Genomic DNA, 14,192 nt, shown 5'->3' on the forward strand with positions numbered 1-14,192 from the left:
CTCATTTCAGGCTGCGTACGTCCAGCTGCCGCAGGACCCGGTCGACGACCTCCGGGTCCGTACCCGCCTCGTTGCGGGCCGAGAGCACCGCGTGGCGGGCGGCCGACATCATTTCGCGCTGGACGCGGTTGATCGCCTTGAAGCGCTCGACGCGTTGCGCGTACGCCTCGCGGCGCTCGTCGTCGACCATGTCGGGGCTGATCCGGGCCCCCACGTCGTACGCGAGCCGCTGGAGCCGCTCCGCGACCTCCTCCGGGAACTCCTCGACCTCCTCGATCTCCTTGAGCCGCTGCTTCGCGGCCTTCGCGGCGCGGATCGCGAGGTCCTTCTCCAGTGCCTCCTCGGCGTCCGTGTCCGCCTTGACCCTGAGCTTGCGGACCAGCCACGGCAGGGTGAGTCCCTGGACGACGAGCGTGGCCATGATCACGGCGAAGGCGATGAAGACGATCTCGTCACGCCCCGGGAACGGCTTCCCGTCGTCCGTCTTCAGCGGGATCGCGAGCGCCAGCGCGACCGAGGCGACTCCGCGCATCCCGGACCACCACATGACGACGGTCTCCCGCCAACTGGTGGGGATCTCCTCGCTGACGTCGCGCCGGGTGTGCAGCCGCTTGGCGAGCCAGGTGGCGGGCAGCAGATACAGCAGCCGCACGCCGACGACGACCGCGACGATGGCCAGCCCCCAGCCGAGCATCTGGAGCTCGCGGCCGTTGGCCGTGCCGAAGACGTTGTGCAGTTCGAGGCCGATCAGCCCGAAGGCGACCCCGGTGACGAGGGTGTCGACGATCTCCCAGAAGGAACGGCCGGTGAGCCGGCCGAGGACGTCGTCGGCGTCGGCGGTGTGCTCGGCCAGGTAGAGCGCGGTGGTGAGGACGGCGAGGACGCCCGACCCCATCAGCTCCTCCGCGAGCACATAACTCACGAACGGCACCAGCAGGGTGAGGCCGACCTGGAGCGTGGCGTCGCCGAGAAGTCCCATGAGCTTGATGGTGATCCAGCCGAGCACGAGGCCCACCGCCACGGCGACGACCGCGGAGAGGATCAGCAGCCCGAACGCCTCCGGCAGCGAGAACGTACCGCTCACCGCGGCGGCGATCGCCACGTGGTACAGCACGATCGCGGTCACGTCGTTGAACAGCCCCTCGCCCTCCAGGATGGAGACGAGCCTGCGCGGCAGCCCGACCGAGCCCGCGACGGCCGTCGCCGCGACCGGGTCGGGCGGGGCGACGAGCGCGCCGAGCGCCACGGCGGCGGCGATGGGCAGCCCGGGGACGATCGCGTTGGCCACCGCGGCGACGGCGGCCGTCGTGATGAAGACCAGCGCCACGGCCAGCAGAAAGATCGGTCGTTTATTGGCGGCGAACTGCCGCCAGGAGGTGCGCTGCACCGAGGCGTAGAGCAGCGGCGGCAGCAGCGCGGGAAGGATGATCTCGGGCGGGATGTCCACATTCGGTACGAAGCTGAGGAACGCCATGCCGACTCCGGCGAGCGTCATCAGCACCGGCGCGGGCAGTCCGAGACGCTCCCCCAGTGGCACCGTGACCACAGCTCCGAGCAACAGCAGGAGGAGCAGTGCCATTTGATCCACGAGGTGCCTTCCGAAACGCGGTGAGCCGACCTCTTTGGTCGGCCGATCTGGATCCAAAGCCTGCCACGCAAGGCCCGCAATTCAGACAACACCCCCTCCGCATCGCACTCCGACCGATCATTCCTCCGATGTCTATGCGGTCGCCCCCCTTCCGCAACCTCCCCGGGGCGGGCAGTATGCGGCGTGCGCCATTCAGGGACAGGAACCTCCACCACATACATGACTGGCAGGAGAAACCACGTGACCGCGTTCTCCCGAAGGCATTTCGTCGGCGCCGCCGCAGCCGGAACATCCGCCCTCTGGCTCGTCGGCTCCCGTACCGCGTGGGCCGCGGCCTCCCCCGTACCCCCGGGACGGCCGGGCGCCGACCTGTACGAGAAGACCGTCCGTGCCGCCGCCATGACCTGGCGCACACTTCCCACGGGCTGGCAGCAGGCCCCCTTCCTCGCCAACGGCTACCTCGGCGCCCAGCTGTACGCGGGAAAGACCGCCAACACCCTGAAGCTGATGCTCAGTCACAGCCAGGTGCAGGACCAGCGCGGCCAGTGGCGCGGCGGCATCGGCTTCTCCCGCCTCCCCGTCGGATACTTCACCCTGACCCTCGCCGGGGAGATCACCGCCGTCGACTGGACCCTGGACCCGTACGACGCAGAACTGCGCGGCACCGTCACCACCACCCGCGGGTCCCTGGTCTTCTCCGCCCTCGTCCAGAACGACACCGGCGCTCTGCTGGTCTCCACCCGGCCCACCCCCGGCGAGGAGCCGGCGGCCTGGTCCTTCCAGTGGCTGCAGGCCGCCACCACCCGTAGCAGCGGCAAGCCCGAGGACTACACGCCCAACCCGGATCCGCGGGTCGGCGACGGCTTCGTCGAGCAGCCACTCCTCGCGGGCGGCGGCTGGACCACCGCCTGGCGCGAGCGGCGCGAAGGCACCGGCCGGCTGCTCGCCGCGCACCTCGTGTACCGCTTCCCCGGCCAGGTGTCGCAGGCCACGACGGCCGCGCTGCGCGCCGTGGACCGCACCCTCGCCGCCGGCCCCGACCGGCTGGTGGAGCGCCACCGCGACTGGTGGCACGCGTACTACCGGCGCAGCTTCCTCTCCGTACCGGACAAACGGCTGCAGAGCTTCTACCTCATCCAGCTCTACAAACTCGCCGCGTCGACCAGGGCCGAGGGCCCGACGATCTCCGAATGGGGCCCGTGGTTCCCCGAGGTCGGCAACAACTGGACCGCGGTCTGGTGGAACCTCAACGTCCAGATCGGCATGGCGCCCGTCCACGGCTCCAACCACCCCGAACTCGACTCGGTGACGAGCGCCTTCCGCCGCTTCGAGCACAACCTCCCGGCCTCCGTCCCCGTCGACTACCGGGACGGCGAGAGCTACGCGCTGGGCCACCCCTCCGACTGGCAGCTGCGCGCAGGCGATACGTACGACGTCGGCGCCCCGGGCTCGGACCACGTCTCCGACAACTTCGGCAATCTCACCTGGGCCCTGCACAACGTCTGGCAGTCCTACCGGCACTCGATGGACCTGTCGGTCCTGCGCGATGTGGTGTACCCGATCCTCGCGAAGGCCATCAACTTCTACGCGCGCTTCCTGCACGAGGGCCCGGACGGCCGTCTGCATCTGCCGGAGACCCGCTCCCCCGAGTACGCCAACGCCGCGGACTGCACCTACGACCTCTCGCTGATCCGCTGGGGCGTGCGCACCCTGATCGCGTCGGCGAAGCTGCTGCGCACCGACGATCCGCGCCTCGCGCGCTGGCAGGACATCGACCGGAGGCTCACCCCGTACGCCGAGGACCCGTCGGCCGGCGTCATGATCGGCAAGGACGTCCCGCTGGCCGACTCGCACCGGCACCACTCGCATCTGCTGTGGCTGTACCCGCTGCGCGAACGGAACTGGGACCGGGCCGCGGACCGCGAGGTGATGCGGCGCTCCATGGACCACTGGGTCTCCATGCAGCAGCTGTGGCACGGCTACAGCTACGCCACCGCCTCGTCCATGTACTCGGTGAGGGGCGAGCCGGAGAAGGCCCTCGACTTCCTGACCTTCTTCACCGACCTCAACGTGGTTGCGGACTGCCAGATGACGGTCAACACGATGTACCGGGAGGGCAAGAACCTCGCCCTGGAGAGCCCGCTGTCCGCCGCCCAGTCGATGCTCGACATGGTGGTGCAGGGCCACGAGGGGGTGGTGAAGGTCTTCCCGTCCGTCTCGGACCGCTGGACGGACGCCTCGATCGCGTCACTGCGCACCCCGGGCGCCTTCCTCGTGGACGCGGACCGCTCCGGCGGTGCCACCCGCTGGGTGCGGGTGCACAGCGAGGCGGGCGCCCCGCTGACCCTGGAGCACTCCCTCACGGGCCGGATCGACGTACGGGACGCCCACGGGCGCCCGCTGCGCTGGCGGGAGACCGGACCCGGCCGGATCACGGTCGCCCTGCCGCGCGGTGGCACGGCGGTGGTCACCCCGCACGGCACGCGCCACTCCGGGACGGGTCCGCGCGACGTGCCGTCGAACGGGGCGTGGACGCGCTGGGGCCTGCCGGACTGACCGCCCGCACCGTCCGCCGGTGTGCCGTCCCGTCCGTACGACCGGGGCGGTGCTCCTGCACGGGGCCGCGTTGTGAAAACAGCGCCGTCACGGGACAGGCGGGACTTTTACAAGATGCCCTGAAGGCTGTCCCGCAGAGAGCGCCGCATCGCCCGGTGCGCGATCCCCGCGTCCGGGAATTCGGGGCCGTACGCCACGTACCCGAGCCGCTCGTAGAAGCCGAGCGCGTGGGTCTGGGCGTGCAGATCGACGGCCGTCAGGCCGAGCTCGCGGGCCGCGGCCTCGATGGCCCGGACCAGCGCCACGCCGACGCCGTGACCACGCGCCCGCCCGGTCACCGCCAGCCGGCCGAGCGAGCCGACGGTGGGATCACCGCCGGTCCGGTCGGCGGCGGCCGGACCGTGCAGCAGCCGCCCGGTACCGAGCGCCGAGCCGTCCGCCGCGACGGCGATCACATGCACCGCGTCCGCGTCGTGGGCGTCGTACTCGATCTCCTCGGGCACGTTCTGCTCACCGACGAAGACATCCTTGCGGACCTGGAAACAGGCGGCGAGATCCTGCTCGTCGACGACGGTACGGGTGGTGTACGCAGCGGGCGTGCCGGTCATTCGCTCTCCGCCGCGATCGTGTCCAGGGCCTGCTGGAGATCGTCGGGGTACGTGCTGGCGAACTCCACCCAGCTGCCGTCGGACGGGTGCTCGAAGCCGAGCCGGACGGCGTGCAGCCACTGCCGCGTCAGGCCGAGGCGCTTGGCCATCGTCGGGTCGGCGCCGTAGGTGAGGTCGCCGACGCAGGGGTGGTGGTGGGCGGACATGTGCACCCGGATCTGGTGCGTGCGGCCCGTCTCCAGCTTGATGTCCAGGAGGCTGGCGGCGCGGTAGGCCTCGATGAGGTCGTAGTGGGTCACGGAGGGCTTGCCCTCGGCCGTGACCGCCCACTTGTAGTCGTGCTGGGGGTGGCGCCCGATGGGGGCGTCGATCGTGCCGCTCATCGGGTCCGGGTGGCCCTGCACCAGCGCGTGGTACTTCTTCTCGACGACCCGGTCGCGGAACTGCGCCTTCAGCAGGGTGTAGGCCCGCTCGGACTTGGCGACGACCATCAGCCCGGAGGTGCCGACGTCGAGGCGGTGGACGATGCCCTGGCGCTCGGCGGCGCCGGACGTCGAGATCCGGTATCCGGCCGCGGCGAGACCGCCGATGACGGTCGTGCCGGTCCAGCCGGGGCTCGGGTGGGCGGCGACCCCGACCGGCTTCACGATCACGACGATGTCGTCGTCGTCGTGCACGATCTCCATGCCCTCGACGGGCTCGGCGACGATCTGCACCGGAGCGGGCGCCTGCGGCATCTCCACTTCCAGCCACGCGCCGCCCTGTACCCGCTCGGACTTCCCGACCACCGCACCGTCCACCTGCACCTTCCCGGCGGCGGCCAGGTCGGCGGCCTTGGTGCGGGAGAAACCGAACATCCGGGAAATGGCGGCGTCGACACGCTCGCCCTCCAGACCGTCGGGTACGGGCAGGGTGCGGACCTCGGGATACGTACTCACCTGTCGAGTATGCCTTGCGCCCGCTAGTCCTTGTGCACGGTGCCGTCGGGGTCCAGGCCCTTGAAGGAAAGGATCACGATCAGGATGCCGCCGCAGACGATCGCGGAGTCGGCGAGGTTGAACACGGCGAAGTGCGCGGGCGCGATGAAGTCCACCACCGCGCCCTGGAAGGTGCCGGGGGCGCGGAAGATGCGGTCGGTGAGGTTGCCGAGGGCGCCGCCGAGCAGCAGACCGAGCGCGATGGCCCACGGCAGGCTGTGGAGCTTGCGGGCCAGGCGGGCGATCACCACGATCACGGTCGCCGCGATGAAGGTGAAGATGACCGTGTACGCCTCGCCGAAGCTGAACGCGGCGCCCGAGTTCCGGATCACCTCGAACTTCAGCCAGCCGTCGATGACCTCGACCGGCGCGCGGTGCTCCAGCTTCGCGACCACGATCAGCTTGCTGATCAGGTCGAGCAGATAGGCGAAGACGGCCACGGCGAAGAGCACCGCGATCTTCCGCCCGCTCCTGCCCGGTACGGTCTCCTCGACCCGGCCCTCGGCCCCGCCCCCTTCAGTCCCCTCAGCATCGGGGATGTCCGGCGTACCGATGATGCGCTCCGCCTCTGCCACGTGAATCCCTCAACCTAGGTTCCTGACTGAGGACGAGAGTACGACACACGACCCCGGATCAACCGCGCCGCTCCTGCTTCTGTTTGTCCTCGACGCAGAGCGTGGCGCGCGGGAACGCCTGCATCCGCGCCTTGCCGATCGGATTGCCGCAGATCTCGCACAGTCCGTACGTCCCGGCGTCGAGCCGGGCCAGGGCCCGCTCGGTCTGGTCGAGCATCTCCTGGGCGTTGGCGGCGAGCGACATCTCGTGCTCGCGGGTGATGTTCTTGGTGCCGGTGTCCGCCTCGTCGTCACCCGCCCCGTCGCCGGAGTCGCGCATCAGCCCGGCGAGTGCTGCGGAGGCGGCCTCCAGCTCGCTGCGCAGCCGCATGATCTCGCTGCTCAGCACGGCCCGCGCCTCGTCGACCTCGTCCGGTGTCCAGGGATCCTCGCCCGGCCGGACCGCCAGCTCGCCGGGGGCCGTCGTGGTGATCCCGCGGGCCGGGGGCACGGGCGCGGCGCCCCTGCCGGCCGTGCGGGTCCGGGCCGCGCTCTTCTTGGCTACCACCGTGTGGGCTCCCGTCTGCTCGGCGGCCTCGGCCGCCACCGTGGCCGCTGCGGCGGCCTTCTCCGAAGCCTTCTCGGCCGCGGTCTTCTTCGCGGCTGCCTTCCTGACCGGCGCCGCGTGCTCGGCACCCGCGCTCTCGGCGGGCACCGCCTTCTTCCGGGCCGCCGTCTTCTTCACCGCGGCTTTCCCTGCCGGGGCCTTCTCGGCCGCCGCCTTCTTCCCGGCCGCTTTCTTCGCAGCGGCCTTCTTCCCGGCCGCTTCCTTCACGGCCGCCTTCCTACCGGCCGCCGCACCCGTGGTTCTCGCTGACGCCGACTTCTTTGCGGCGGTCTTCTTCACCACCATGGCCGCGGCCCCTTCACATATTGTGATCTTGCACGCGAATCGTGCTGGGACGATAAATCGACCCCAGCGCCGCGGCAACGGGGCACGCCGCCGAATCGCCCCTCCCCGTGCCCCGACACCGACACGTCTGAATCCGTTGTGCCCAGCTCACCGCCGGGTAATCCGCCGCCCGGCCGCCCACCCGGAGTCCGTGCGTCCGCCTCTGCCCATTCGGGTCACGCCCCGCCCCACGGGTTAAACCGGTCGGCCGTCGCCCGTACGGGCCCGTACACTGGCCTGAGCGAGAGGCGTGGATGGGACGAGTAGCGTCGTACGCAGCCAGGAGCGACCCGGGGACGGTGGGAGCCCGGGGGCGAGCGCGTCGTGAAGATCACCCGGAGCCGTCGGAAGAACGCCGCAAGGCCAGTAGAACCGGCATCGCGACCCCAATGAGGGGGCCACGGGCGCACGCCCGGGGCCAAGGAGGGTGGTACCGCGGGAGTCGATGAGGCTCTCGTCCCTCCGACGGAAGTGGAAAACGTCCGCCGGAGGAAGTCCGCCCATGACATCGCCGCAGTACCGCCAGGTACCCGCCCAGGTCGACCTTTCCGCGCTGGAGCACGCCGTGCTCGATTTCTGGCGCGAGAGCAAGGTCTTCGCCAAGAGCCTCGAACAGTCCGAGGGCCGCCCCGAGTGGGTCTTCTACGAGGGCCCGCCCACCGCCAACGGCATGCCCGGTGCCCACCACATCGAGGCCCGCGTCTTCAAGGACGTCTTCCCCCGATTCCGCACCATGCAGGGCTACCACGTCGGCCGCAAGGCCGGCTGGGACTGCCACGGTCTGCCGGTCGAGCTCGCGGTCGAGAAGGAGCTGGGCTTCAACGGCAAGAAGGACATCGAGGCGTACGGCATCGCCGAGTTCAACGCCAAGTGCCGCGAGTCGGTGACCCGCCACACCGACGCGTTCACCGAGCTCACGACCCGGATGGGCTACTGGGTCGACCTCGACGACGCGTACCGCACGATGGACCCCGAGTACGTCGACTCGGTGTGGTGGTCGCTGAAGGAGATCTTCAACAAGGGCCTGCTGGTCCAGGACCACCGCGTCGCCCCCTGGTGCCCCCGCTGCGGCACCGGCCTCTCCGACCACGAGCTCGCGCAGGGGTACGAGACGGTCGTCGACCCGTCGGTCTTCGTCCGCTTCCCCCTCACCTCCGGCCCGCTGGCCGGCGCCGCCTCGCTCCTCATCTGGACGACCACGCCCTGGACCCTGGTCTCCAACACCGCCGTCGCCGCGCACCCCGACGTCACCTACGTCGTCGCGACCAATGGCGAGGAGAAGCTCGTCGTCGCGCAGCCGCTCGTCGAGAAGGCACTGGGCGAGGGCTGGGAGACCACCGGCCAGACCTTCACCGGCCGTGAGATGGAGCGCTGGACGTACGAGCGCCCGTTCGCCCTGGTCGAGTTCCCCTCCGAGGCGCACTACGTCGTCAACGCGGAGTACGTGACGACCGAGGACGGTACGGGTCTGGTCCACCAGTCCCCCGCCTTCGGCGCCGACGACCTCCTCGTCTGCAAGGCCTACGGCCTCCCGGTCGTGAACCCGGTCCGCCCCGACGGCACCTTCGAGGAGGATCTGCCGCTGGTGGGCGGCGTCTTCTTCAAGAAGGCCGACGAGGCGCTCACCGAGGACCTGGCCGCCCGCGGCAAGCTCTTCCGGCACGTCCCGTACGAGCACAGCTACCCGCACTGCTGGCGCTGCCACACCGCGCTGCTCTACTACGCGCAGCCGTCCTGGTACATCCGTACGACCGCCATCAAGGACCGGCTCCTCGAAGAGAACGAGAAGACCAACTGGTTCCCGGACTCGGTCAAGAACGGCCGCTTCGGGGACTGGCTGAACAACAACGTCGACTGGGCGCTGTCCCGCAACCGCTACTGGGGCACCCCGCTGCCGGTCTGGCGCTGCGAGGACAGCCACCTCACCTGCGTCGGCTCACGCGCCGAGCTGAGCGAGCTCACCGGCACCGACCTCTCCGGCCTCGACCCGCACCGCCCGTTCATCGACGAGATCACGTTCACCTGCTCGCACGAGAACTGCCAGCTGGAGGCGTACCGCGTCCCGGAGGTCATCGACGCCTGGTACGACTCGGGCTCGATGCCGTTCGCGCAGTGGGGCTACCCGTACAAGAACAAGGAGATCTTCGAGAGCCGCTACCCGGCGCAGTTCATCTCGGAGGCCATCGACCAGACCCGCGGCTGGTTCTACACGCTGATGGCGGTCGGCACGCTGGTCTTCGACAAGTCGTCGTACGAGAACGTGGTCTGCCTGGGCCACATCCTCGCCGAGGACGGCCGCAAGATGTCCAAGCACCTCGGGAACATCCTTCAGCCCATCCCGCTCATGGACCAGCACGGCGCGGACGCGGTGCGCTGGTTCATGGCGGCGGGCGGCTCCCCGTGGGCGGCGCGCCGCGTCGGCCACACCACGATCCAGGAGGTCGTCCGCAAGACCCTCCTGACGTACTGGAACACGGTCGCCTTCCAGGCCCTGTACGCCCGTACGTCCGGCTGGGCGCCGTCCGCGGCCGATCCGGCCCCGGCGGACCGCACGGTCCTGGACCGCTGGCTGCTGAGCGAGCTGAACGCGCTGGTGGACCAGGTCACGCAGGCTCTTGAGGGGTACGACACCCAGCGCGCCGGCAAGCTCCTGTCCGCTTTCGTCGACGACCTGTCCAACTGGTACGTGCGCCGCTCGCGCCGCCGCTTCTGGCAGGGCGACAAGGCGGCGCTGCGCACCCTGCACGAGGTCGTCGAGACGGTGACCCGGCTGATGGCCCCGCTGACCCCGTTCATCACCGAGCGGGTCTGGCAGGACCTGGTCGTTCCGGTCGCCCCGGACGCCCCCGAGTCGGTCCACCTCGCCACCTGGCCGAAGGCCGACCTCGCGGCGATCGACCCGACGCTGTCCAGTCAGATGGCGCTGGTGCGCCGCCTGGTCGAGCTGGGCCGGGCCACCCGCGCCGAGTCGGGCGTCAAGACCCGCCAGCCGCTGTCCCGGGCCCTGGTCGCGGCGGCCGGCTTCGAGGCCCTCTCCACCGAGCTGCACGCCCAGATCACGGAGGAGCTGAACGTCTCCTCGCTGGCCTCCCTCACCGATTCCGCCGCTGGTCCGGCGGGCGGCGGCTCGCTGGTCGACACCACCGCGAAGGCGAACTTCCGTGCGCTCGGCAAGCGGTTCGGCAAGGGCGTCCAGGCGGTGGCCAAGGCGGTCGCGAACGCCGACGCGGCGGCCCTGTCGCTGGCCCTGCGCGAGGGCACGGCGTCCGTCGAGGTGGACGGCGAGACGGTCGCCCTCTCCCCCGACGAGGTGATCATCACCGAGACGCCGCGCGAGGGCTGGTCGGTCGCGTCCGACTCGGGCGCGACAGTCGCCCTGGACCTGGAGATCACCCCGGAACTGCGGCGCGCGGGCCTGGCCCGTGACGCGATCCGCCTCATCCAGGAGGCCCGCAAGAACAGCGGCCTGGACGTCGCGGACCGCATCGCCGTCCGCTGGACGTCGTCCTCCCCCGCCACGGTGGAGGCCCTGACCGAGCACGCGGCCCTGATCGCGGACGAGGTCCTGGCCCTGGACTACGCGCAGGGCGAGGCGGACACCGCGTACGGCGCCCCGTTCGAGGACGAGGGCCTGTCCCTGACGTTCCGCCTCCGCAAGACGGAGCAGTAAGGCCCCAGCTCATCGAGGCCCGCCCGGAACAGGCGTTCCGGGCGGGCCTCCTGCATGCTCCCGGCCGTGTCCGGCCCCTCCGGTCTTCTGAGAGCGGGGTTCTGGGGCGGAGCCCCCGGTTGCGGGAAGGGGCGGCAGCGGACGAGCCCGCCACAGGCCGCCCCACCCGCACATCCCCGCGCCCACGGCAAAAGGGCCGGGCCCCGGGGAAACCCCGGGGCCCGGCCCTCAGCCTGCCGACGGCTACGCGCTCACCGCGCGCACCCGGCTCAGTTGTCGTCCTCGTCGATCAGGAACCCGCGCATCGGCGAAGGAGCCTGCTGCATCGGCTGCGGCGCCTGCGGCCGCACCGGCGCCATCGGCTGGGTCATCGCCGGCGACATCTGCTGCTGACCACCGTACGAGGGCCCACCGCCCATGGACGGGTTGCCGCCCATCTGCGGGTTGCCGTGACCGCCGTGGTTGCCGCCGGCCATGGAGTGGCCCATGGCACCTGCACCGGCCGGGGCCAGCGAGGGCGACGGCGGCAGCGAAGCGGTCGCCGGGGTCCGCGGCGGCGCCAGCGAGTCGTCGGCCTGGGTCTCCAGCTGACGCAGCTGGCTCTCCAGGTAGGACTTCAGCCGGGTCCGGTACTCGCGCTCGAAGCCCCGCAGGTCCTCGACCTTGCGCTCCAGCGTCGCGCGGGCCGACTCCAGCGAGCCCATCGCCACGCGGTGCTTCTCCTGCGCGTCCCGCTCCAGCGCGTCCGCCTTGGCGCGCGCGTCGCGCTCCAGGCCCTCGGCACGGCTGCGCGCCTCGCCGACGATCTTGTTGGCCTCGGAACGGGCCTCCGCGATCGCCTGGTCGGCGGTCTGCTGCGCGAGCGAGAGGACACGGGCGGCGCTGTCGCCACCGGGGCCCTGACCGGGCTGCTGCATCTGCGGCGGCTGCTGCATCTGCTGCATCTGCTGCTGCGGGGCGTGACCGCCCATGGGGCCGCCCATCGGGCCACCCATGGGACCGCCCTGCATCGGACCGGGGCCGTGCGGGCCCTGCGGGCCGGGGCCGTGCGGGCCCTGGGGACCAGGACCGTGACCGCTGGGACCGGCGGGCAGCTGCGGAGCACCACCGGGCAGCTGGGGGGGACCCATCTGCGGGGGCTGCTGCTGGACCGGCGGACCCGATATGGCGGCGGGCACCGGTGCCCCGGGCCGGTCCTGCGGCTCCGGCTTGCGCATCCCCTGCTGCTGGTTCTGCGCGGCGGCACGCGTGGCGGCGGCCAGCTTCGCGCGCAGGTCCTCGTTCTCACGGAGCAGGCGGGTCAGCTCGGACTCGACCTCGTCGAGGAAGGCATCGACCTCGTCCTCGTCATAGCCTTCTCGGAGGCGGACGGTCGTGAACTGCTTGTTCCGCACGTCCTCAGGAGTCAGCGGCATCTCTTCTTCACCTCTACGTAGTCGTCGGCAGTCGGCAAGACCGTATCGCTCACAGCCTGATCACGATGTTGATCAGGATGTAGACGATGATCATCAGAACGAAGAAGGACAGGTCGAGTGCCACGCCCCCGAGACGCAGCGGCGGGATGAACCGCCGCAGAAGCTTGAGCGGTGGATCGGTGATCGTGTAGGTGGCCTCAAGTATGACCACCATCGGCTTGCCGGGCTGCCATGAACGCGCGAACTGGAAGACGTAGTCCATGACCAGCCGGAAGATCAGCACGATGAGGAAACACATCAGCGCGATATAGACAACCTGCAGTGCGACGCCCATTTCGCGCTTCCCTCTCCCCTGACTCTCGTAGCTCCGGCCTTACGGCCGGGTTGTTCCCGGTGTCGTGTTCTCAGCTCTGGTTGAAGAATCCGCCCTCAGCAATGCGGGCCTTGTCCTCCGCCGTGACATCGACGTTAGCAGGCGACAACAGGAACACCTTCTGCGTCACGCGCTCAATGCTGCCATGGAGACCGAAGACGAGTCCTGCGGCAAAGTCGACAAGTCGCTTCGCGTCCGTATCGTCCATCTCTGTGAGATTCATGATCACCGGAGTGCCCTCACGGAAGTGTTCCCCGATGGTACGGGCCTCGTTGTAGGTCCTGGGGTGCAGCGTGGTGATGCGGTAGGGCTCCCGCTCGGACACGACCTTGGGCATGATCACCGGTGCGTTCTTCTCCATGTTCGGGCGTTCAGGTGTGATGGATGCCACGGGTGCAATTCGGGCGGGTCGCTCCCTTTCCGCCGGGATCTGGACCGGCTCCCGCTGCGCGGGAGGCTGCACCACTCGCACCGGTTCGTCCCGTTCCCGGTCGCGCTCCACCTGATGAGCGGGCTGGTGCCGCCGCCGGTCGCGCTCGGGCTCCGGCTCGGGTTCGAATTCGTCGTCGGGGTCGAACCCCGGACCGTCGTACCCATCGTCCTCCACGAGGCCGAGGTAGACCGCCATCTTGCGCATCGCGCCGGCCATGCTCTGAGTCCTCCGCTCTGTGGTGGATCGGCATCTGTCACCAAGTGCCCCGCGATCCACTGAGGCCTGCCCGCCATAGGCGGGAATGACCATATTTTCTGCTGTGGTCCGACCTGCTTGGCGACGTTACCCGAGCCTCGGTCGGACTCCGAGTACCGCCGTACCGACGCGCACATGTGTCGCCCCGGCCGCGACGGCGTCCTCGAGGTCCGCGCTCATCCCTGCGGAAACCATGTTCGCAGCAGGATGGTTCCCGCGCAGGCGGGATGAGAATTCCATCAGCCGGTCGAAGGCGGCGCGTTGCCGGCCCGCGTACGGTCCGGCGAGCGGCGCGACAGTCATCAGACCGCCGAGCCGCAGCCCGGGCGCGGCTTCGACCGCCGCGGCCAACTCCTCGATCCCGTCCGGCGCGACACCGCCCCGGTCGCCCCGCTCGCCGCTCTCCGCGTCGAGTGCGACCTGGATGAGGCAGCCGAGTTCACGCCCCTCGCGCACGGCGGCCGCCGAGAGGGCCGTGACCAATTTGGTCCGATCCACCGACTGTACGACATCGGCATAACTCGCCACAGAACGAACCTTATTCGTCTGCAATTGACCGACAAAGTGCCATGTGAGCGACAGATCCGCACATTCGGCTGCCTTCGGCGCCGCGTCCTGGTCACGATTCTCCGCGACATGACGCACACCGAGTTCATGCAGAATCCGCACATCGCTCGCGGGGTAGGTCTTGGTGACCACGATGAGGGTCACTTCTTCCCGCTTGCGGCCGGCGGCGATACAGGCGGAAGCAATGCGTTCCTCCACCCATGCCAGATTTTCGGCGAGTTGAGTCTTACGGTCCGTCATGCCC

At 70.1% G+C, this 14,192-nt stretch carries 11 protein-coding genes; 2 read left to right on the forward strand and 9 right to left on the reverse strand.

What is annotated here, in order from left to right; genetic code table 11:
- Position 1: 1 nt before the first annotated feature.
- A complete protein-coding gene (locus ACIOMQ_RS20225) occupies positions 2–1,588 on the reverse strand; it encodes a Na+/H+ antiporter (RefSeq protein WP_362208432.1) in 1,587 nt (528 codons plus the stop codon).
- 240 nt (positions 1,589–1,828) lie between these two features.
- Between ACIOMQ_RS20225 and ACIOMQ_RS20230 the strand changes: the two genes are divergently transcribed.
- Positions 1,829–4,144, forward strand: coding sequence for a glycosyl hydrolase family 95 catalytic domain-containing protein (locus ACIOMQ_RS20230; protein WP_402189709.1), 2,316 nt, complete (start codon positions 1,829–1,831; stop codon positions 4,142–4,144).
- A 107-nt stretch (positions 4,145–4,251) separates the two neighbouring features.
- Here the strand turns inward: ACIOMQ_RS20230 and ACIOMQ_RS20235 are convergent, their stop codons facing one another.
- From ACIOMQ_RS20235 to ACIOMQ_RS20250, 4 genes are read right to left on the reverse strand one after another with little or no spacing between them, the layout of a single operon-like run.
- Complete coding sequence (locus ACIOMQ_RS20235) at positions 4,252–4,752, reverse strand: GNAT family N-acetyltransferase (protein WP_362208427.1); 501 nt, start codon at positions 4,750–4,752, stop codon at positions 4,252–4,254.
- Positions 4,749–5,690 (reverse strand): RluA family pseudouridine synthase, encoded by a 942-nt coding sequence (locus ACIOMQ_RS20240; protein ID WP_362208424.1) that lies wholly within the window; start codon positions 5,688–5,690, stop codon positions 4,749–4,751. The genes ACIOMQ_RS20235 and ACIOMQ_RS20240 overlap by 4 nt, the downstream gene beginning before the upstream one ends.
- A 23-nt stretch (positions 5,691–5,713) precedes the next feature.
- Positions 5,714–6,304, reverse strand: coding sequence for a signal peptidase II (gene lspA, locus ACIOMQ_RS20245; RefSeq protein ID WP_362208421.1), 591 nt, complete (start codon positions 6,302–6,304; stop codon positions 5,714–5,716).
- A 58-nt stretch (positions 6,305–6,362) separates the two neighbouring features.
- Entirely contained in the window at positions 6,363–7,196 is an 834-nt protein-coding gene (locus ACIOMQ_RS20250) for a TraR/DksA family transcriptional regulator (RefSeq protein WP_402189712.1), read from the reverse strand.
- A 541-nt stretch (positions 7,197–7,737) separates the two neighbouring features.
- Between ACIOMQ_RS20250 and ileS the strand changes: the two genes are divergently transcribed.
- Positions 7,738–10,905 (forward strand): isoleucine--tRNA ligase, encoded by a 3,168-nt coding sequence (gene ileS, locus ACIOMQ_RS20255; RefSeq protein ID WP_362208415.1) that lies wholly within the window; start codon positions 7,738–7,740, stop codon positions 10,903–10,905.
- A gap of 269 nt (positions 10,906–11,174) precedes the next feature.
- Here the strand turns inward: ileS and ACIOMQ_RS20260 are convergent, their stop codons facing one another.
- The 4 genes from ACIOMQ_RS20260 to ACIOMQ_RS20275 form a co-directional block, all read right to left on the reverse strand.
- The gene (locus tag ACIOMQ_RS20260; RefSeq protein ID WP_362208413.1) at positions 11,175–12,320 is read right to left on the reverse strand and encodes a DivIVA domain-containing protein; all 1,146 of its coding nucleotides are present in this window, start codon (positions 12,318–12,320) and stop codon (positions 11,175–11,177) included.
- A 49-nt stretch (positions 12,321–12,369) separates the two neighbouring features.
- The gene (locus tag ACIOMQ_RS20265; protein ID WP_362208410.1) at positions 12,370–12,654 is read right to left on the reverse strand and encodes a YggT family protein; all 285 of its coding nucleotides are present in this window, start codon (positions 12,652–12,654) and stop codon (positions 12,370–12,372) included.
- A 70-nt stretch (positions 12,655–12,724) separates the two neighbouring features.
- Positions 12,725–13,342 (reverse strand): cell division protein SepF, encoded by a 618-nt coding sequence (locus ACIOMQ_RS20270; RefSeq protein ID WP_114244064.1) that lies wholly within the window; start codon positions 13,340–13,342, stop codon positions 12,725–12,727.
- A 126-nt stretch (positions 13,343–13,468) separates the two neighbouring features.
- A complete protein-coding gene (locus tag ACIOMQ_RS20275) occupies positions 13,469–14,188 on the reverse strand; it encodes a YggS family pyridoxal phosphate-dependent enzyme (RefSeq protein WP_402189715.1) in 720 nt (239 codons plus the stop codon).
- Positions 14,189–14,192 lie beyond the last annotated feature (4 nt).

The sequence above is a fragment of the Streptomyces sp. NPDC087845 genome (genome assembly GCF_044742755.1).
Taxonomy (GTDB): domain Bacteria; phylum Actinomycetota; class Actinomycetes; order Streptomycetales; family Streptomycetaceae; genus Streptomyces.

Excerpts from the sequence above, each read along its gene's own strand:
- ACIOMQ_RS20235 (WP_362208427.1), bottom strand. The coding sequence starts at position 4,752 with ATGACCGGCACGCCCGCTGCGTACACCACCCGTACCGTCGTCGACGAG.
- ACIOMQ_RS20250 (WP_402189712.1), bottom strand. The coding sequence starts at position 7,196 with ATGGTGGTGAAGAAGACCGCCGCAAAGAAGTCGGCGTCAGCGAGAACC.
- ileS (WP_362208415.1), top strand. The coding sequence starts at position 7,738 with ATGACATCGCCGCAGTACCGCCAGGTACCCGCCCAGGTCGACCTTTCC.
- ACIOMQ_RS20260 (WP_362208413.1), bottom strand. The coding sequence starts at position 12,320 with ATGCCGCTGACTCCTGAGGACGTGCGGAACAAGCAGTTCACGACCGTC.
- ACIOMQ_RS20265 (WP_362208410.1), bottom strand. The coding sequence starts at position 12,654 with ATGGGCGTCGCACTGCAGGTTGTCTATATCGCGCTGATGTGTTTCCTC.
- ACIOMQ_RS20270 (WP_114244064.1), bottom strand. The coding sequence starts at position 13,342 with ATGGCCGGCGCGATGCGCAAGATGGCGGTCTACCTCGGCCTCGTGGAG.
- ACIOMQ_RS20275 (WP_402189715.1), bottom strand. The coding sequence starts at position 14,188 with ATGACGGACCGTAAGACTCAACTCGCCGAAAATCTGGCATGGGTGGAG.